Annotated in this window: 21 protein-coding genes and 1 riboswitch; of the genes, 10 read left to right on the top strand and 11 right to left on the bottom strand. The window is 62.8% G+C overall.

Annotation, left to right across the window (positions count from 1 at the left end):
• The first annotated feature begins 8 nt into the window (after window positions 1-8).
• From M0D64_RS34580 to M0D64_RS34570, 3 genes are all read left to right on the top strand, one after another.
• Window positions 9-833: a crotonase/enoyl-CoA hydratase family protein gene (locus tag M0D64_RS34580; protein WP_266261106.1), complete on the top strand. Its 825-nt coding sequence runs from the start codon at window positions 9-11 to the stop codon at window positions 831-833.
• A gap of 227 nt (window positions 834-1,060) precedes the next feature.
• Window positions 1,061-2,227 carry an MFS transporter gene (locus M0D64_RS34575; RefSeq protein WP_154566589.1) on the top strand — a complete coding sequence of 389 codons (1,167 nt, stop codon included), beginning with the start codon at window positions 1,061-1,063 and terminating at the stop codon, window positions 2,225-2,227.
• Window positions 2,228-2,273: 46 nt separating this feature from the next.
• Entirely contained in the window at window positions 2,274-3,434 is a 1,161-nt protein-coding gene (locus tag M0D64_RS34570; RefSeq protein ID WP_266261105.1) for an MFS transporter, read from the top strand.
• A gap of 171 nt (window positions 3,435-3,605) precedes the next feature.
• Here the strand turns inward: M0D64_RS34570 and fahA are convergent, their stop codons facing one another.
• Window positions 3,606-4,934, bottom strand: coding sequence for a fumarylacetoacetase (fahA, locus tag M0D64_RS34565; protein WP_266261104.1), 1,329 nt, complete (start codon window positions 4,932-4,934; stop codon window positions 3,606-3,608).
• The gene (gene hmgA / locus M0D64_RS34560; RefSeq protein WP_266261103.1) at window positions 4,931-6,277 is read right to left on the bottom strand and encodes a homogentisate 1,2-dioxygenase; all 1,347 of its coding nucleotides are present in this window, start codon (window positions 6,275-6,277) and stop codon (window positions 4,931-4,933) included. The genes fahA and hmgA overlap by 4 nt, the downstream gene beginning before the upstream one ends.
• 401 nt (window positions 6,278-6,678) lie before the next feature.
• On the opposite strand from hmgA, the gene M0D64_RS34555 reads away from it, so the two are divergent.
• Entirely contained in the window at window positions 6,679-7,512 is an 834-nt protein-coding gene (locus tag M0D64_RS34555; RefSeq protein ID WP_266238617.1) for an EAL domain-containing protein, read from the top strand.
• Window positions 7,513-7,551: 39 nt separating this feature from the next.
• On the opposite strand, the gene M0D64_RS34550 is transcribed toward M0D64_RS34555, so the two are convergent.
• The gene (locus tag M0D64_RS34550) at window positions 7,552-8,337 is read right to left on the bottom strand and encodes an IclR family transcriptional regulator (RefSeq protein WP_154566585.1); all 786 of its coding nucleotides are present in this window, start codon (window positions 8,335-8,337) and stop codon (window positions 7,552-7,554) included.
• A gap of 104 nt (window positions 8,338-8,441) precedes the next feature.
• Here M0D64_RS34550 and M0D64_RS34545 point away from each other — a divergent pair, with 104 nt between their 5' ends.
• On the top strand, window positions 8,442-9,632 hold the full coding sequence (locus M0D64_RS34545; RefSeq protein WP_171929050.1) for an acyl-CoA dehydrogenase: 1,191 nt from the start codon (window positions 8,442-8,444) through the stop codon (window positions 9,630-9,632).
• Between the two features lie 153 nt (window positions 9,633-9,785).
• On the opposite strand, the gene M0D64_RS34540 is transcribed toward M0D64_RS34545, so the two are convergent.
• Window positions 9,786-10,424: a peroxiredoxin gene (locus M0D64_RS34540; RefSeq protein WP_266261102.1), complete on the bottom strand. Its 639-nt coding sequence runs from the start codon at window positions 10,422-10,424 to the stop codon at window positions 9,786-9,788.
• 341 nt (window positions 10,425-10,765) lie between these two features.
• Here M0D64_RS34540 and M0D64_RS34535 point away from each other — a divergent pair, with 341 nt between their 5' ends.
• The 3 genes from M0D64_RS34535 (at window position 10,766) to M0D64_RS34525 (ending at window position 12,202) form a co-directional block, all read left to right on the top strand.
• The gene (locus M0D64_RS34535) at window positions 10,766-11,068 is read left to right on the top strand and encodes a YqjD family protein (RefSeq protein WP_094780836.1); all 303 of its coding nucleotides are present in this window, start codon (window positions 10,766-10,768) and stop codon (window positions 11,066-11,068) included.
• Window positions 11,069-11,208: 140 nt separating this feature from the next.
• Window positions 11,209-11,595, top strand: coding sequence for a phage holin family protein (locus tag M0D64_RS34530; RefSeq protein ID WP_154566582.1), 387 nt, complete (start codon window positions 11,209-11,211; stop codon window positions 11,593-11,595).
• 127 nt (window positions 11,596-11,722) lie between these two features.
• On the top strand, window positions 11,723-12,202 hold the full coding sequence (locus M0D64_RS34525; protein ID WP_266238359.1) for a DUF3318 domain-containing protein: 480 nt from the start codon (window positions 11,723-11,725) through the stop codon (window positions 12,200-12,202).
• A gap of 114 nt (window positions 12,203-12,316) precedes the next feature.
• Here M0D64_RS34525 and M0D64_RS34520 read toward each other — a convergent pair whose 3' ends face one another.
• From M0D64_RS34520 to glyA, 7 genes are all read right to left on the bottom strand, one after another.
• Window positions 12,317-12,748 carry a type IV pilin protein gene (locus M0D64_RS34520; protein WP_171929048.1) on the bottom strand — a complete coding sequence of 144 codons (432 nt, stop codon included), beginning with the start codon at window positions 12,746-12,748 and terminating at the stop codon, window positions 12,317-12,319.
• Between the two features lie 10 nt (window positions 12,749-12,758).
• Entirely contained in the window at window positions 12,759-13,205 is a 447-nt protein-coding gene (locus tag M0D64_RS34515) for a hypothetical protein (protein ID WP_308102533.1), read from the bottom strand.
• A gap of 131 nt (window positions 13,206-13,336) precedes the next feature.
• On the bottom strand, window positions 13,337-14,146 hold the full coding sequence (locus M0D64_RS34510; RefSeq protein WP_266261100.1) for a PilW family protein: 810 nt from the start codon (window positions 14,144-14,146) through the stop codon (window positions 13,337-13,339).
• Entirely contained in the window at window positions 14,143-14,556 is a 414-nt protein-coding gene (locus M0D64_RS34505; protein WP_154566599.1) for a prepilin-type N-terminal cleavage/methylation domain-containing protein, read from the bottom strand. Before M0D64_RS34505 ends, M0D64_RS34510 begins: the two co-directional genes overlap by 4 nt.
• A 41-nt stretch (window positions 14,557-14,597) precedes the next feature.
• Window positions 14,598-15,164, bottom strand: a complete 567-nt coding sequence (locus tag M0D64_RS34500; protein ID WP_266261099.1) for a GspH/FimT family pseudopilin — start codon at window positions 15,162-15,164, stop codon at window positions 14,598-14,600.
• A gap of 199 nt (window positions 15,165-15,363) precedes the next feature.
• The gene (gene nrdR, locus M0D64_RS34495) at window positions 15,364-15,846 is read right to left on the bottom strand and encodes a transcriptional regulator NrdR (protein ID WP_027799387.1); all 483 of its coding nucleotides are present in this window, start codon (window positions 15,844-15,846) and stop codon (window positions 15,364-15,366) included.
• Window positions 15,847-15,852: 6 nt separating this feature from the next.
• Window positions 15,853-17,100, bottom strand: a complete 1,248-nt coding sequence (gene glyA, locus M0D64_RS34490) for a serine hydroxymethyltransferase (protein WP_154566577.1) — start codon at window positions 17,098-17,100, stop codon at window positions 15,853-15,855.
• Window positions 17,101-17,266: 166 nt separating this feature from the next.
• Window positions 17,267-17,375: riboswitch (ZMP/ZTP riboswitch) on the bottom strand.
• Between the two features lie 238 nt (window positions 17,376-17,613).
• Between glyA and ydfG the strand changes: the two genes are divergently transcribed.
• Both ydfG and ybgC read left to right on the top strand, forming a co-directional pair.
• Window positions 17,614-18,360, top strand: coding sequence for a bifunctional NADP-dependent 3-hydroxy acid dehydrogenase/3-hydroxypropionate dehydrogenase YdfG (ydfG, locus tag M0D64_RS34485; RefSeq protein ID WP_266261098.1), 747 nt, complete (start codon window positions 17,614-17,616; stop codon window positions 18,358-18,360).
• A gap of 70 nt (window positions 18,361-18,430) precedes the next feature.
• Window positions 18,431-18,910: a tol-pal system-associated acyl-CoA thioesterase gene (gene ybgC / locus M0D64_RS34480; RefSeq protein ID WP_171929044.1), complete on the top strand. Its 480-nt coding sequence runs from the start codon at window positions 18,431-18,433 to the stop codon at window positions 18,908-18,910.
• Window positions 18,911-18,919 lie beyond the last annotated feature (9 nt).

The following is an 18,919-nucleotide window of genomic DNA, read 5'->3' as shown; positions in this document are numbered from 1 at the left end:
ACACAACGATGATAACCACGCAAAATCTAAATGAACATGTGCGCATCGAAGCCAATGAGGACACCGGCGTCGCCACGATCGTGCTCGCACGGCCGGCGCGCCGCAATGCCGTCGACCGTCCTACCGCGGAAGCGCTCAGCGCCGCCTTCCGCCGCTTTGAAGCGGAGCCGGCATGGCGCGCGGCCGTGCTGTTCGGCGCGGGCGGCACCTTCTGCGCCGGCGCGGATCTCACCGCGCTCGCCGACGAGGCCCGCCGCAATGAACTACACGCCGACGGCAGCGGTCCCGGTCCGATGGGACCGACGCGCATGAGCTTCAGCAAACCGGTGATTGCCGCGATTGCCGGCTACGCGGTCGCGGGCGGTCTCGAACTGGCCGCGATGTGCGATCTGCGCGTCGTCGAAGAAGATGCCGTGCTCGGCGTGTTCTGCCGGCGTGTCGGAATTCCGCTAATCGATGGCGGCACGATCCGCTTGCCGCGACTGATCGGACTATCGCGAGCACTCGACCTGATTCTGACCGGCCGCGCGGTGGATGCCCAGGAAGCGCTCAGCTTCGGCCTCGCCAACCGTGTTGTGCGCAAGGGCGAGGCACGCGCGGCGGCAGAACAGTTGGCCACTGAACTGGCGGCCTTTCCGCAAGCGGCGCTGCTGGCGGACCGCCGCTCCGTATTGGAAAACAGCACGCTCGAGGATCTTGCTCTCGCGCTGCAGCGTGAAGGTGCCGGTGGCTATCAGGCAGTATTCGACGAGGGTGTCACGGGTGCCGCGCGTTTTGCCGAAGGCGCCGGTCGTCACGGCAATACTTTCAAGTCAGACGAAAGCACGCCATAAAACGGCCCCATTCCACGGGGCAATGTGCTGTCGAGCGCATTCCCAATGCACGCTCCCAGGCGAGCTTTCAGCAAAAAACAACAGCCTGCTTGACGCTCAGCAAGGGTGTTTTGACTTAGGTAGAATCCCCTACTGTTTTCCCCTCGCATGGCGCATGCGTTCTCGTCCCGAAAAATGCGCGCCTGCCGCACGACGCTTCCCGTCGCGCCGATTCACGCTCCATCACCATGCCTTTACCCCTGCTCGCCCTTGCCGTTGCCGCTTTTGGAATCGGTACCACTGAATTCGTGATCATGGGGCTGCTGCCCGATGTCGCGCGCGATCTGTCCGTGTCGATCCCGGCGGCCGGCATGCTGGTGTCGGCTTATGCACTCGGCGTCACCATCGGCGCGCCAATCGTCGCGATAGCCGTGGCCAACATGCCGCGCAAGAAGGCGTTGATGAGTCTGATCGGCGTCTTCATCGTCGGCAATCTGCTGTGCGCGATCGCGCCGGGCTACGCGGTGCTGATGGCCGCGCGCATCGTCACGGCGTTTTGCCATGGCGCGTTCTTCGGCATCGGTTCAGTGGTCGCGGCCGGTCTGGTCGCGCCGAACCGTCGCGCGCAGGCCATCGCCCTGATGTTCACCGGCTTGACGCTCGCCAACGTGCTTGGTGTACCGCTCGGCACGGCGCTCGGCCAGGCGGTGGGCTGGCGTGCGACCTTCTGGGCCGTGACCGGCATCGGCATTCTCGCCGCGGGCGCGCTCGCCGTGTGCCTGCCGGCGAAGATCGAGATGCAGAAGGCGAGCCTCGTGCGCGAATTCAGCGTGTTGAAGAATCCGCAAGTACTGATGGTGCTCGGCATCAGCGTGCTCGCGTCGGCCAGCCTGTTTTCCACCTTCACGTACATCACGCCGATTCTCGAAGACGTGACCGGTTTCACGCCACATGCGGTCACCTTCGTGCTGTTGCTGTTCGGCCTCGGCTTGACGGTGGGCAGCACGCTCGGCGGCAAGCTCGCGGACTGGCGGCTGCTGCCCTCGCTGGTCGCGTTTCTGCTGGCGATCGTCGTCATCCTGACGATCTTCGCCGGCACGATGCACGCCGAGATTCCGGCCATGATCACGATCTTCGTGTGGGGCATTCTGGCCTTCGCGATCGTGCCGCCGCTGCAAATGCTGATCGTCGACCGCGCGAGTCATGCGCCGAATCTGGCGTCGACCCTGAATCAAGGCGCGTTCAACCTCGGCAATGCAACGGGCGCGTGGCTCGGCGGCATGGCGATCGGCGCGGGCGCGCCGCTCACTACGCTGCCGTGGGTCGGTGTGGCGACCTCCATCGGTGCGCTGGCGCTAACGCTGTGGTCGGTGTCGATCGACCGGCGCGCGCAACGGATGGCCGTGGCCGGATAACCGAGGCAGGTGCGAATGACTCGCGGCCGTAGTAGCATCTCCGCCGATGAAAGTCATCTTCACTCGCGATTTCCTCGCTCTGATTCTTAGTGTTGCCGTGGTCGGACTCGGCAGCGGCGCCACACTTCCCCTCACCGCCCTCGCGCTGACGCAAGCCGGCTATGGCACCGACGTGGTCGGTCTCCTGACCGCCGCGCAAGCGGGCGGCGGCCTGATCGTCGTGCCGGTGGCGGCCTGGATCGCGGCGCGCTGCGGCGGCCGCCAGGTGATCGTCGGCGCAGTGCTGACGGTTGGGGTCGCCACCGCGCTGATGCAACTCACCTCGAACCTGTGGCTATGGGCCGCGTTGCGCGTACTCTGCGGCGCGGCACTGATGCTGCTCTTCACGATCAGCGAAGCATGGGTCAACCAGCTCGCTGACGACGCCACCCGCGGCCGGGTCATCGCGATCTATGCGACCAACTTCACGCTATTCCAGATGTCGGGTCCGGTGCTAGTGAGCCAGATCGCCGACCTCACGCACTGGCGCTTCCTGATTTGCGGCGCGATCTTCCTGCTGGCCTTGCCCGCGCTCGCCAGCATCCGCAAGACGCCGCAAGCGTTGAAGGATGAACACGCCGCGCACGGCAGTTGGCGCCATGTGCTGCCGCAAATGCCGGCGCTCGTGATCGGGACGGGTTTTTTCGCGTTGTTCGATACGATCGCGCTGTCGCTGCTGCCGCTCTTCGCGATGTCGCACGGCATCACGAGCGAGGTGGCCGTGCTGTTCGCGTCGGCCCTGCTGCTCGGCGATACAACGATGCAGTTTCCGATCGGCTGGCTCGCCGACCGGCTCGGCCGGGAACGCGTGCATATCGGCTGCGGTGTGATCGTCGTGGTATTGCTGCCGTTGCTGCCCTGGGCGATCAATTCGCCGTGGCTGTGCTGGCCGTTGCTCTATGTACTCGGCGCGACGGCTGGGGCGATCTATACGCTGTCGCTGGTCGCCTGTGGCGAGCGCTTTCGCGGTGTCGCGCTGGTGTCGGCAAGTTCGGTGGTGGGGGCGTCGTGGAGCGTGGCCAGTTTCGGTGGGCCGCTGGTGGCCGGCGCGTTGATGAAGGGGGTTGGCAACGACACGATAGTCGGTGTGCTTCTGGTTGCTGCGCTCGCGTTTCTTGGTGCGGCTTGGTGGGAAAAGCGGCGTGCGCCGATGCGGGCGATCGGCTGAGGGTGCGGCTGCGGCTGCGGTGTTGTTGCGTTGTTGCGTTGTTGCGTTGAGGTGTTGAGCCGTTGAGCCGTCGAACCACGCTCGCCTCGGGATACGAAAACGGGGAAGCCGCGATGGCTTCCCCGTTTTGCATAGCGCTTCCTGCCGCGTGATTTCCGCGCTACTTCTGCTCTACTTCCGCGCCGGCAGAATCTCCCCGACACACGTGCCGAAGCCCACACGATACCCATCGCCCTGGCACCATCCGGCGAGCGTCAGTTCGTCGCCGTCTTCGATAAACCCGCGTGTGCCGCCCTCTTTCAACTCCAACGGATTCTTGCCGTTCCATGTGGACTCGAGCAGGCTGCCGCATGAGTCGGCGGTCGGGCCACTGATCGTGCCCGAACCCATCAGATCGCCGACCCGCGTATTGCAGCCCGATACCGTGTGATGCGCGAGCTGTTGCGCCATCGTCCAGTACATGTGTTTGAAGTTGGTCCGCGAGATCGTGGTGGCCTGCTTGGCCGCTTGCGGCCGCAGCGTCACTTCCAGCGAGATGTCGAACGCGTGCTTGCCCTCGTGGCGCAAGTAGGCCAACGGCTGCGGCTCCTGAGCGGGCTGCTCGACACGGAACGGTTCGAGCGCGTCGAGCGTCACGATCCACGGCGAGATCGTGGTCGCGAATGTCTTCGCATTGAACGGGCCGAGCGGCACGTATTCCCATTGCTGGATATCGCGCGCGCTCCAGTCGTTCAGCAGCACCATGCCGAAGATGTGCGCTTCGGCATCGGCACAGGCAATCGGCTCGCCCAGCGTATTGCCGCTGCCGATCACGAAACCCGTCTCCAGCTCGATATCCAGCTTGCGGCATGCGCCGAACACCGGACGTTCCTGATCCGGCAGTTTCAACTGGCCGTTCGGCCGCCGCACCGGTGTACCGCTCACCACCACTGACGATGCGCGTCCGTTGTAGCCGATCGGCATCTCCGACCAGTTCGGCAGCAGCGCATTCTTCGGGTCGCGGAACATCGAGCCGACATTGGTCGCGTGCTCCTTCGACGAATAGAAATCCGTGTAACCCGGGATCTGCACCGGCAGATGCAGTTGCGCATCGGACTGACGCACCAGTGCTTTCGAACGCAAGGCGCTGTCGTCGCGCAAGGTCGCGGTATCGCGTGCCAGCAGATTGCTCAACTGGATGCGCACACTGCGCCATGCATCGCGGCCAAGCGAGATGAAATCGTTGAGGGTGTCCTGCTCGAACGCCCGGTCCTTCAGAGCAATGAATTGATCGGCCGAGCCGGTCGGAAGCTTGAGCAAGCCGGCAGACTTGAGAACACTTAGATCGACGATCTCATCGCCAATCGCGACACCAACGCGGCGCGCGTCGTTGTTCTTGTCGCTGAAAATACCGAACGGCAGATTCTGGATCGAAAAATCGTTGGTCGAATCGTTAGCCGACTCGACCCAGCTCTTACGCGACGGATCGAGCGTCGCCTGAAGATCGCTCAATGCGCTCATCGTTGCTCCGGGTTGAAGTGTTTCTTGAGACCTTGCCAGCACTCGTAGTAATTCGCCTGCAATTGCGCGGTTTCGAGCGCGAAGCGGGTCGGCTTGATCAGCGTGCGCGTTTCGAACATGAAGGCCATCGTGTCGCCGACTTTCTTCGGCGTGGACGTATCGCCATGCGACGCTTTTTCGAAGGTGTCCGCGTCCGGCCCATGACCCGACATGCAGTTATGCAGACTCGCGCCGCCCGGCACGAAGCCCTCCGCCTTCGCGTCGTACACGCCGTGCACAAGGCCCATGAATTCGCTCGCGACGTTGCGATGGAACCAGGGCGGCCGGAACGTATCTTCGGCCGCGAGCCAGCGCGGCGGGAAGATCACGAAGTCGATCGTGTCGACGCCCGGCGTATCGCTTTGAGATTGCAGCACGAGAAAGATCGACGGGTCCGGATGGTCGAAGCTGATCGAACCGATCGTGTTGAAGCGGCGCAGATCGTATTTGTACGGCGCGTAGTTGCCGTGCCACGCGACCACGTCGAGTGGCGAATGGCCGATGTCCGCGCGCCACAGGTTGCCGTTCATCTTGGCGACGAGTTCGAAGTCGCCCTCGCGGTCTTCGTAAGCAGCATGCGGCGCGAGGAAATCGCGCGGATTAGCGAGGCCGTTCGAGCCGATCGGGCCGAGGTCCGGCAGACGCAGCAGCGCGCCGAAGTTCTCGCAGATATAGCCGCGCGCGGCGCCGTCCGGCAAGCTCACCGCGAAGCGCACGCCGCGCGGGATCACCGCGATTTCGAATGGCTCGAGATCGAGTCGGCCCATTTCGGTGGCGATCTGCAAGCGGCCTTCCTGCGGCACGATCAGCAATTCGCCGTCGGCGTTGTAGAAGAAGCGATCCTTCATCGAGCGGTTCGCCGCGTACAGGTGGATCGCGCAGCCGTTCATCGCTTCGGCTGAGCCGTTGCCCGCCATCGTTATCCAGCCGTCGACGAAATCGGTCGGCTCGGTGGGCATCGGCAACGCATCCCAGCGCAACTGGTTAGGCGGCGTTGGTGGCACCTCGGCGAAGTTGGCGACGAGCCGCTCCGAGGGCAGCAGCGTGAACGGCTTGTGAACGGCCGCCGGACGAATCCGGTACAGCCACGAACGGCGGTTATGGCCACGCGGCGCAGTGAACGCGGTGCCCGACAGTTGCTCGGCGTACAAGCCATAGGCCGCGCGTTGCGGCGAGTTGCGGCCTTCGGGCAGCGCGCCCGGCAAAGCCTCCGTAGCGAATTCGTTCGCGAATCCCGACTGATAGCCCGGCTCGATTTCGAGTCGCGAGCTGGCGGTATTCGGTGTGCGTGTTGGGGTATCCATGCAAGGTTCTCCGTTGATACTTGATCTGTCGGCGTGCGCTGTCTGTCTCAGGCTGTCCGCGGCTCGGATGGGCTGCCGCGTTGCCGCGTGGCAGCGCGTTGACCGCCGACTGTCCGCCGACCACGCAGAAGCCGCCCGCAAAGGAGACACAAACGCGCCCGCCGTCGCAACCGCGCTGCAATTTACGTATAGTAAAACGAATTACGTATAGTGAAATTAACGTATACCCTGGAAACTTGCCGCGAAAGCCGCGGCAGCCTGTACTGACAAGCGTTCGGCCGATAACGTTATGAGCATTTTGTTCAAGTGCGCGCGGCGCGGACTGCTACCATCAATGGATGCGGCAACCGAGTCGCGTTGCCGGGCGCCGAGTGCGCACCTATCGCCATCCATTCGCCTACATGATTCCGCCGACCATCCCCAACCTGATTGCACGCGCCGCCGATCACCCATTTCTCGGCGAACATCTGGCGATGGGAACCGGCGTGCATAGCGACATCGCGCTGGCGCAATTCGGCGGCGTCGAACTCGCCAGTGCCTATGAGCCGATCTTCGATATCAGCGTGCATGCGTTGGCGCAGTCGTTGTCGTCGGGCGCCGAAGGCGTGGATCGTTTCGGCGATGAGCTCGGGTTCCAGGCGGTCACGCAGCGTCTCGACGGCGCGCCCTTCGATGCCTTCGATCCCTTCGACCATATCGCCGACGATCAGGAACTGGTCGCCCTCGACCGCATGTCGCGGGCGCTGCACGCCATCAATTTCTTCGGCGCTCAACGGCACGGGCTGCTCTTTCTGCGCGTGCACGAGCGCCTGCTCAAGAGCGTCAAATACGACCACGGACGGCATTTCTCGAGCGTGCTGCTGTCGTTCGGACTGAACCCGTCGAGGGTGGTGATCGAGTTGCCGGCGGCCGCGGTCGCGCATAAGACGTTCCTCGGCTATCTGACCACGAGCTATCAGCGCTACGGCTTCAAGGTGGCGGGGAATCTCTCGAACGCGGGGCAGATTCTGTCGGTGTCGGAAACGGCTCGGCTCGACTTCATCAAGATGGATGCGGCGGTCGCGTTGCGCGACGCGATGGTGAAGCCGCTAGTCGGCTATGCGAGCCGGCTGCGGGTTCCACTGATCTTCAATCGGGTGATGGATGAGCCGCAGTTCCTCGCGCTGCAGCAGTACGACGTGCGCTTCGTACAAGGGCCGTTATTCACGGCGCATTATCACGATCGGGCGGTGTGAGTGTTCTGCTGACGCCGCGCGGCGGCGCTGGCCGGCACGTCAACCGGTATCGCCCAACCGTCGCGCCAACGCCTTCAGCCGCGGCGCAACGCTTTCCCGGAACACGTCCTCTCCCATCGACGACGCCGGCCCGCTGCAACTGAGCACCAGCCAGCGGCCTTCGCGCGGCTCGCGAAACGGCACCGCGACCGCATTCACGTCGTCATGCCATGCCCGGAACGAGTAGCAGCAGCGTTCCTGGGCGAAGGCTTCGATTTCCTTTTCGGCATCGGCCAGCAACGCAGCGCCCTCTTTGCCCGCTAACTTCTTAAGCTCGACCAGCAAGGCGGCGCGCACATCCAATGGCTGCACCGCCAGATACGCGCGCCCCATCGAACTGGTCAGCATCGACAGTTTCGAGCCCGAGGCGAGTCCGAGCGTCAGCGCCGTTTCACTGCGGATCGTCTCCAGATAAATCATGTCGAGGCCGTCACGGCATCCAAGCGACACCGCCGCGCCCACTTCGCGCGCGAAGGTGCGCATGTGCGGACGCGCGAGTTCGAGCGTGTCGGTGCCCGAGAGCAGCGCGAAACCGAGCGACAGCACGCCGGCGTCCAGCGCATATTTACCTAACGTTTCGTCGAGCCGCAGATAGCCGAGCACGGTCAGCGTGTAGGCCAGACGGTTGACGGTCGCCTTCGGCAAGCCCGTGCGTTCGACGAAATCGCGATTGCCGAGCATCGTTTCGCCCGGCTTGAACGCGCGCAGCAAATCCAGCCCGCGCGCGAGGGCGACGACAAATTTGCGCTCGTCGAGCGGTTCGGAGAGAGTGGATATGGGCGTCATGTGGTGATACACTCGGGCGTGGTTTGCAAAACATTGTTTCGCATAGCGGAACTTAAGTCAAGCTCGAACGCGTTTTAGTCAAGCAGGAAATCAGGAGATACGTCATGGCAGAGGCCGCGCAGTTTCACTGGGAAGACCCGCTGCTGCTGGATCAGCAGCTCACCGAAGACGAACGCATGGTGCGCGACGCCGCCGCCGCGTACTCGCAGGACAAGCTGCAGCCGCGCGTGCTCGAAGCGTTCCGTCACGAGAAGACCGACATCGAGATCTTCCGCGAGATGGGCGAACTCGGCCTGCTCGGCCCGACGATTCCCGAGCAATACGGCGGCCCTGGTCTGAACTACGTGGCGTACGGTCTGATCGCACGTGAAGTGGAGCGCGTCGATTCCGGCTACCGGTCGATGATGTCGGTGCAGTCGTCACTCGTCATGGTCCCGATCTACGAATTCGGCTCGGAAGCGCAAAAGCAGAAGTACCTGCCAAAGCTCGCCACCGGCGAATGGATCGGCTGCTTCGGCCTGACCGAACCGAACCACGGCTCCGATCCGGGCAGCATGATCACGCGGGCGAAGAAGGTGGACGGCGGCTATTTGCTGTCGGGCGCGAAGATGTGGATCACCAATTCGCCGATCGCCGACGTGTTCGTCGTGTGGGCAAAGCTCGAAGAGGACGGCAAGGATTCGATCCGCGGCTTCATTCTCGAGAAGGGGTGGAAGGGGCTGTCCACGCCGACCATCCATAGCAAGGTGGGTCTGCGTGCGTCGATCACCGGCGAGATTGTTCTCGACGACGTGTTCGTGCCGGAAGAAAACCGCTTCCCCGAAGTCAGTGGCTTGCGCGGTCCGTTCACGTGCCTGAACTCGGCGCGCTACGGTATTGCCTGGGGCGCGCTCGGCGCGGCGGAATCGTGCTGGCACACGGCACGTCAGTACGTGCTGGATCGCAAACAGTTCGGCCGGCCGCTCGCCGCGAACCAGTTAATCCAGAAAAAGCTCGCCGACATGCAAACCGAAATCACGCTCGGCCTGCAAGGCGTGCTGCGTCTCGGCCGCATGAAAGATGAAGGCACGGCCGCCGTCGAAATTACGTCGATCATGAAACGCAATTCGTGCGGCAAGGCGCTGGACATCGCACGGCTCGCGCGCGACATGCTCGGCGGTAACGGTATCTCGGACGAGTTCGGCATCGCGCGTCATCTGGTCAATCTGGAAGTCGTGAACACGTATGAAGGCACGCACGACATTCACGCGCTGATTCTCGGGCGCGCGCAGACGGGGATTCAGGCGTTTTTCTGATGCACTGAGTGCCCCGATGGCGGCGTTTCGTCCTGGCCGCTGAATGGAAAATCGAACAGCAGGAAAGGAAAGGCCGGTTCTTTTTTGAACCGGCCTTTTTTCGTTGCGCCGCCGCGTTGCAGCTAGCGGTGCGCTTCGTGACGCGTCAGCCGCTTACTTGTTCGGCTGCGGCGTCAGACGCAGGTACGGGCGCAGGGCCTTATAGCCCTTCGGGAATTTCTGCTTGATGACTTCTTCGTCCTTCAACGACGGCACGATCACCACATCGTCTCCCTGCTTCCAGTTGCCGGGCGTAGCGACCGAGTGGTTGTCGGTGAGTTGCAGCGAGTCGATCACACGCAGCACTTCATCGAAGTTGCGCCCGGTGCTGGCCGGGTATGTAATGGTCAAACGCACCTTTTTCTTCGGGTCGATCACGAACAGCGACCTGACCGTAAAGGTTTCATTGGCGTTCGGGTGAATCATGTCGTACAACTCGGAGACTTTGCGATCGCCGTCGGCGAGAATCGGGAAGCCGACATTGGCGGCCTGCGTCTCGTTGATGTCCTTGATCCATTCCTTGTGCGACTCGGCACTGTCGACCGACAACGCGATCGTCTTCACATTGCGCTTCTCGAATTCGCTGGCCAGCTTCGCCGTCAAACCCAATTCGGTCGTGCAGACCGGCGTGAAGTCGGCGGGGTGCGAGAACAGCACGCCCCAACTATCGCCTAGCCAGTCGTGGAAGTTGATGCGGCCGACACTCGACTCCTGTTCGAAATCCGGTGCGATATCGCCAAGACGTAGACTCATATTGCAGCTCCTTGATTGTATTCGGACATTCCGCGCGAGCATTCGCCCGCAACGCGCAGCAAAAGTACAGCATACGGGAGTGACAGTGAACAACTAACCAACATCGCGTCACTACTTTATGCGTTTTTGTAATTTTCACCGATTTAGTGGAAACTTTGCGGGACAGATCAACTCCATCTTAAGCAAACTTTGCAGCCCTGTGCCGCAAGGGTGGAGTTTTTAAGGCTTTGCTTCAACCAGGAACGGTTCGTGCGATTGTTCATGAATCGAGCGCTACGCTCGCCAGCGGCCGTTTCTTTGGTTACGATTCACGCGTGGCGTGAGACGAAGGGGAGCTGTCAATGTCGGAAGTCAACAAGGAGAGATTGATGTCGGATATCAAAACCGTCCTCGCGGACGCTGAAGATTTGCTGAAACAGGCCGCGAGCGCTACTGGCGAGCGCGCTTCGGAACTGCGTGAAACGGCGCTTACGCGCCTGAAGCAGGCTAAGGAAAAGGCGGCTGACGTGCAGGTCGTGGTGGTCGAGAAAGGCAAGAAGGCCGCACGCGCCACCGACGACTACGTGCATGAGCATCCGTGGGCATCCATCGGCATCGCCGCGGGCGTCGGCGTACTGCTGGGGCTGTTGATCAACCGCAAGTAACACTGGTGAGGCTGCCGGGGCGAATCCGCGTCCGGCACATCAGCGAATCGAGTTGACCGGTGCACGTCTGGCCGGTCCGCTTCATTTGGCGCGCTCGTTTTCACGCGCCGGCTAAGCATTCACGCGCAACGCCCAAAGCCATGACGATCGAAACACAATCGCAGCACGGCGAACATAGTCCGTTGCGCCGTATCATTGGATCCGTGTTTGCCATTTTGCAAACACGGCTTGAACTGGTCGGCATCGAACTCGCCGAAGAAAAAGACCGTCTGCTCGGCGTGCTGTTCCTCGGCCTCGCGGCCATGATGCTCGCGACAATGGCCTTGATCGCATTGACGGCACTGGTGGCCATCGCGTTCTGGGACACCTACCGATGGCAGGCGCTCGCCGGCATCACGGTGGTTTATGCCATTGCAGGATTAGCCTGTGCGCTGAAAGCGCGCAGCGGTTTGCGCAATGCCCCAATGGTGTTCGAAGCCACCCTTGCCGAGTTCGAAAAGGACCGCGACGTGTTCCGCAAACCGTGACGCAGCAGGCATAACGGGCTCATGGGCGCACCTCAACATGCCCTGCGCCATCGAAGAGACTTAGCAAACACCTCGAGCGATTTGCAGCACAGTTTTACTGCCCCACCTCCACTGCCGCCGACACGCCATGAGCCAAACCCATTCCGATACCGCATTCCGCAACAAACGCCACCAGGTCAGAGATCTGAGTGCGCCGCACCTGCGGGCACTACGCAAGGAACTGCTGCTGGTGCGCGCGGATGTCGAGCGCATGGAACTCGCTCAGGCGACCATCGAATTGCGGCAGGCAGTCACGCACTTCAGCTGGCTCAAATTCATTCTGCCGGGCTTCGGTGGCATGCGCGTGGGCCGCGGATCAAAGGCGAGCTTCCTCAACGCAGGGAGCATTGGCGCGCTTCTCAAACAGTATCCGATCATCAGTTCGATCGCTTCGCTGCTGTTGGCGAAGCCGCTGCGCGCGACTATCGCGGCAGGTGCAAAACCCGCACTTAAATGGGGCAGCCTTGCGCTTGCCGGCTGGGAAGCGTATCGAATCTGGAAGCAGATAAAGAATGATTCCGCCGCGTCCGCCGACAGCAAGGAAGACACGGTTGATAGCGGGTACTGAAACGCGGGGATCGTCGACCGCTTCCTGCGTGCGCCTTGCAGCAGCAGTTTGTCACCTGGTCCTTGGGCACTAGCACGCCTCGACTCGCCAACTCGCGTTCTGCAGTAAGAGTCCTTAGCTTGTATTCCAGCATTCGCCGCTTGCCGGCGCTGTACCGTTTGCGCCGCTTCTATTGCCTCGCAGCCCTGTCGCGTCCAGAGTGAAAGTGCCGCAAGCGTCGTCCCGCATGGGGCCGGTTTCGACCGGCACGGCCCCTACCGAATAACCACCGTTTGCATCGTCTGCCGGTAGCACTTGCAACCGGTAGATCGGTGTGCCGAACTGCGGAGCCTGATCCAGGCCCGGCGGCAATGTCGCGGGGCCATCGCTTGCCGATCCCTCGACAAATTGCGCTGCGCGATAAAGGGCGGACGCAGCGTCGACCCGATGTGTTCGCGCGACATGGCTCCGATACGATGGCACGGCAAACACAACCAGCGTGGCGGCTATTGCCAGCGTGATCATCAGTTCCAGTAGCGTGAATGCGGATGTACGCGGTCTCGCCATAAACCTCCCGTCAAAATGGGTGTGTGGCAACGCGACGCCAATGGCGCTCGATCTGTTCGCCTGCGATCACGAGTTCCATCTGCAACCACACCTGCGACTCTCTGGTCCGGCCGAAGCCACGCGACGTCAGTAAATAGGCTCGAGCATCGGCGCGAGTGCGCGGACGCCACGCTTCGATCAAACATTGCGGCGCACGCAGCGATCCCGGCCATTGCGCGACGGGCACGACGGCGCCGGCTTCAAAGGCTGCTTCGTGCTTCCATTGCGTCGGCTCGCCGGGTGAGAGCGACGCCACTGGCTGCGACTCGAAAGCTGCCGCGGCGACGACGCTCCGGGCGCATAAGGTCAGCGCCGAATCTGCGGCATGAAATGCCTGCAAATAGTCGCGCACGTTGTTGGAGCCGCGCGCTGCTGCAAGCGATGTCTCGAACCAGGCCGCGGAGGTGGTCAACATCATCGCGGAAATCAGTAAAACGATCGGCAGGACGGTACCGCGATTGCGAACCCGAGATCGACGACCAGTGCCGATAAGACGTGTCAAATGTTTCGACGACGCGCGGCGGTGCGTTGGATTGCAAAGCCCTTCTGTCACAGGGGATCCTCCGCGCGATTGCGTATCGCCACCCGTCGCCAGAAAGCCTGCCGCGCCCGCATGTCGGCGCCAAGCGTGCTCGCGCCGTCGCAATCTATGTAGCGCATACGCCGTCCTTGCGGCGCTCCGCGGACGAGCACGCAGAGATCGACCGCTACGATCTTTGCCCATTGGCCGTCCGTCACCGCCGATGCATCTATTGCGGCCAGCCCACCGGCCAGCCAGTACCTGAATCGCACGCGCTCGACGCCTTCGACCAACGGCTGCGCGGACCCTGCCTTGCCATTGCCTTCGCAGTAAAGCTCCGGCTCACCCGTCGACCCGCTGACTCTCGCGAAGTATCGGTTGACCACCAATACGCCCTGCCCGCCGAGTGCCGCGTTGTTGTTCGTTACGGCCTGGCCGAGACAGTCGGTCGTTTGGCCGGTCGCTGACGGCCACGTCGAAACGTTGTCCCCGACATAACGAACCACGATGCCGTCCGAGAGGCCCGGCAACGCCTCGCAGGCAACGCTCTCGTCCGCGCCGGTCGGGCGACCGCCCGAACAACCGAACAACGGTGGCGGACCATTGAACCTCACGACGTCCGCGGGCACAAAGCCGGCCATTTGAATTTGCTGGCCCATCAGCGTAAGCGCGCCCAGGCCGGCTTCGCGGATCCGCATCGCATCACCCGCGCGCTCGAACACGTTACGCTGCGTTGCATAAAGCGCGACCGCGCCGGCGGTCACCACCAACCCCAACGCAATTGCAATCACGAACTCAACGAGCGTATGCCCACGCGCGATAACCATACGCCGCGTCATTTCGCGAACGCCAGCACAACGCATGAGGAGCCTGGGGGAACATCGGCACCCCCGCACGATTCGGGCTTGTCGATGACATCGTCGGCCCGCGGCGTGTCGCGCAGGGCCGTCCACGTGACACGTGCGGCGGATACACCGCCGCGCTCCCCTACCGACGCCTCACCATGCGGCAACAAGGCCGTTGCACGCGCGCTCCATTGCCTGATCGCAGAATCGCCTGCCGAAGGCTCGCGCATTGCTTCGGCAACGGAATCGGCTATCCATGCCGCGTGCTCGCGCATTGCCATCGCACGGGCTTCGCGCGCAGTCCACAATTGACCGGCGATCAACCCGAGCGCCGTCACCGCCATCAGGACAACGGCCAGCATCACTTCAATCAGCGAACTACCCCTATGCCTCGTTGAGCGCATTGCTGCGCAGTTGCGCGCCCATGAATTCGACGAATATCCGCTCACGATGCCGCTCCACACGCGCCCTCGACAATCCGCGCTCGCCCGCCCGCCGCGATGCGGATGCAGCGTCGCCACTTGTCGCCTTGCGTCGCTTTCGACGGCGCGCGCGGCGCGATCTCAAAGCTGCGAAACGTGCCGATCAACTGCCCCGCCGGCGGCGTAAACGTGAGATTTGTCTGCGTCCCGGTGATGCTGACCGCTGCGAGCAAAGGATGCGCGCGCAGTAGTGAGAGCGTGCCACCCCGTTCGGCCAATACAGCCCAGCCACACGACCAGTCCGTGACGCCATTGCCACAAGCTTGCCCTGCGGCAAGACAACGCCGTGCCGCGTCGATCCGGCACACGGTGACGCGAGCACCGCGGCGCAATGCCTCGCTGCGCGCATAGGCGAGCGTTGAGGCAAGCGCTTTCGCACGTGCGTCAACCTGGTCCCGCAGGTGCCATGCAACGAACGACGGTGTCGCCATCACCGCGATTATCGCCAGCAGCGCAACAACAGCCAGTGTTTCAACAAGCGTAAAGCCGCGGCACGGCCGCAAACAGACTGCATCCCATTTCATCTGCATCCCTGATCGTTTCAAAGCATGCAGCCAATCTAGCGATTCACGAGCGGGTCAACAATCGGCCGAACGGCCAGGTGGCACTCAGACGCTATCCCGCGCAAAAATGCACGCGTGACGAACCATGACGGGAGCGGAGATGCAGATGCGCGAACCTACGCAGCGGAAAACAGAACCTGGCGCGCAACTTCAGGCGCGACAGCAATCAGCGCTTGCGGGACGGCTTGGGAGGAGAAGAGGCGCGGCGAAATTCTTCGATCACGTCTTCGAATTCGGAGACGTCTTCGAAGCGCCGGTAAACAGAAGCGAAACGAACATAGGCAATCGTATCGAGCGCACGCAACTCGTTCATCACGAGTTCACCGAGGCGCTCGCTGCGCACCTCACGCTCGCCGCTGCCGAGCAGTTGATACTCGATGCGGGCGACTGCCGCGTCGATCGCGTCTGCTGCCACCGGGCGCTTGCGCAGCGCCAGTTGCATGCTTGCGACGATCTTGCGGCGATCGAATTCCGTGCGGCTGCCATCCTTCTTGACGACCGACGGCAACGCCAGCTCGACCCGCTCATACGTCGTGAAACGTTTGTCGCAGGCCGGGCAGCGGCGGCGCCGGCGAATCGTCGCGCCGTCTTCGGATACGCGGGAATCCACAACTTGCGTATCGGCGTGACGGCAGAAGGGGCAGTGCATGGCGGCTTAGCGGTAAACCGGGAAGCGCTGGGTCAGCTCGGCGACTTGCGCGCGCACACGTTCGATCGTGGCTGCGTCTTCCGGATTGTCCAGCACGTCGGCGATCAGGTTACCCACCTGCTCCGCTTCCTTCACGCCAAAGCCACGCGTGGTCATGGCCGGCGAGCCGAGACGCACACCGCTCGTGACGAACGGCTTTTCCGGGTCGTTCGGAATCGCGTTCTTGTTGACCGTGATATGCGCCGCGCCGAGCGCCGCTTCCGCTGCCTTGCCGGTGATCTTCTTCGCGCGCAGGTCGACCAGCATCACGTGGCTTTCAGTGCGACCAGACACGATGCGCAGTCCGCGCTTGACCAGCGTTTCAGCCAGCACGCGCGCGTTCTCGACGACCTGCTGCTGATACGCCTTGAACTCCGGCGACAGGGCTTCCTTGAACGCGACGGCCTTGCCGGCGATCACGTGCATCAGCGGACCACCTTGAATGCCCGGGAAAATTGCCGAATTGATCTGCTTTTCGAACTCGGCCTTCATCAGGATCACGCCACCGCGCGGGCCGCGCAGGCTCTTGTGCGTGGTGGTGGTGACGAAATCGGCGTGCGGCACCGGGTTCGGGTAGACGCCCGCGGCGATCAAGCCGGCATAGTGCGCCATGTCGACCATGAAATACGCGCCGACCGACTTGGCGATCTTCGACATCCGTTCGAAGTCGATGCGCAGCGAAAACGCCGACGCGCCGGCCACGATCAGCTTCGGCTTGTGCTCCTGAGCCAGCTTCTCAGCAGCGTCGTAGTCGATGTCTTCGGCTTCGTTCAGGCCGTAGCTCACCACGTTGAACCACTTGCCCGACATGTTGACCGGCGAACCGTGGGTCAGGTGACCACCATGCGCGAGGCTCATGCCCATGATCGTGTCGCCCGGCTTGAGCATGGCGAAGAACACGCCCTGGTTCGCCTGCGAGCCGGAGTTCGGCTGCACGTTGGCGGCTTCGGCGCCGAACAGTTGCTTCACGCGGTCGATCGCCAGTTGCTCGGCGACGTCGACATATTCGCAACCGCCGTAGTAACGCTTGCCCGGATACCCTTCGGCGTACTTGTTCGTGAGTTGCGAGCCTTGCGCAGCCATCACGGCCGGGCTCGTGTAGTTTTCCGACGCGATCAGTTCGATGTGCTCTTCCTGACGGCGGTTTTCCTGCTCGATGACCTTCCAGAGTTCAGGATCGACGTTGGCGATGGTGCTTTGGGCTCTATCAAACATACGGATTCCGTTGAGTGTGTGCAGGTTGACCGGATCGTGCGCCGAATCTTGCGTAGAGGGTACGCAGCGCTGCTGGCGGCTGGGCCAGCCCTGACGTGGCGGATGGAGAGACGCCGCACACGCGAGGCAGGACAGCCACCGTCAGCGCAGATCAATGCGCGCGGATCACGGCTGCCCAGGCGAACGGCAAAACGGCTCCCTGCGCTTCACGGTGGGTTGCTCCACCTTGAACCCGATTGCTCGAATCGGTTCTATCGCCAGTCACGCAGGGATGAGCGCGTTAGTTTATTGGAAGAGGATCGAATAGGCAACCGGCTTCCTGCCGGGCCGGCGCTCGCTCGCGAAGCCGATCCTGGCGCCGCTGCGAGTGGCGCGCAAACGTCTGATGAAAGCGCGCCCGGCACCCGCTTCGCGTCACTGCCGCAGCCAGTCGTGCGAGTGGTTCATCCTTGCCGCAGCGCCGCATTGGAAGTAGGCTTGGGGCCTTTCTCTCCTACCAACCAGGGAACTGCAATGATCGTGTTCGTCACCGGAGCGTCCGCAGGATTTGGCGCCGCTATCGCTCGTGCTTTCGTCAAGGGCGGCCATCGTGTCGTCGCCACCGCGCGCCGCAAGGACCGCCTGCAGGCACTCGCCGACGAACTCGGCGACGCCCTTCTGCCGTATGAACTCGACGTGCGCGACCGCGCCGGCGTCGAGGCCGTGCCGGCTTCGTTGCCCGCCGATTTCGCCGCACTCGACGTGCTCGTCAATAACGCCGGCCTCGCGCTCGGCATCGAGCCGGCGCAAAGAGCGAGTCTGGACGAGTGGAACACCATGATCGAGACCAACTGCACCGGCCTCGTGCAGGTCACGCATGCGCTCCTGCCCGGCATGGTGGAGCGCAACCGCGGGCACATTTTCAATCTGGGCTCGGCGGCCGGCAGCTGGCCTTACGCGGGCGGCAACGTGTACGGCGCAACCAAGGCGTTCGTGCGCCAGTTCAGTCTGAATCTGCGGGCCGATCTGGCCGGCACGGCACTGCGCGTGACCGACATCGAGCCGGGCCTGTGTGGCGGCACCGAGTTCTCGAACGTGCGTTTCCGTGGCAACGACGAAAAAGCGGCCAAGATGTACGAGAACGTACAACCGCTGACACCCGAAGATATCGCCGACTCGATCTACTGGATCGCCACGCGCCCCGCTCACGTCAACATCAACACGATCGAGCTGATGCCGGTGGCCCAATCCTTCTCCGCTTTGTCCGTTCATCGCGGCTGAAATCCCGGCTGAGGCCCGCCAGACGGGGCGCACATCTTGAAACAGACCTCGGGGTGTGCGTTCCGGTAAAATGCGCCGCATGAATATGTCGACCAGCCAGCCCGGCACGGAAATCGGCTTCACGTGGCCAATCCGCGTGTACTACGAAGATACCGACGCCGGCGGCATCGTGTTTTACGCGAATTATCTGAAGTTTTTCGAACGTGCGCGCACTGAATGGCTACGCGCGTGCGGCGTCGACCAGAACCGTCTCGCCGGCGAATCGGGCGCAATCTTCATCGTGCGCAGCACCGCAGTCGACTATCGGGCACCGGCCCGGCTCGACGATGTCGTCAAAGTGGTGAGCCGAATCGAACGTCTTGGCCGCGCGTCGGTCGATTTTGCGCAGGAAGCGTGGCGCGACGGCACGCTGCTTGCTACCGGCTCCATCCGGGTCGGCTGCGTCGAGCGCGTTGCGCTGCGGCCGGTCGCGATTCCTCCGCCGGTTCTCGCGGCTTTGCGGCGCGGGCCGGGCGTGAACGACGGTGGCATGTCAACGGACAACGACTGAACCCCGTTG

Origin of the sequence: Paraburkholderia sp. WS6, assembly GCF_030464835.1 — a bacterium.
Classification (GTDB): Bacteria; Pseudomonadota; Gammaproteobacteria; order Burkholderiales; family Burkholderiaceae; genus Paraburkholderia; species Paraburkholderia madseniana.
Note: the sequence above shows the minus strand (reverse complement) of the source record. Positions and strands in the feature narration are given on the sequence as shown.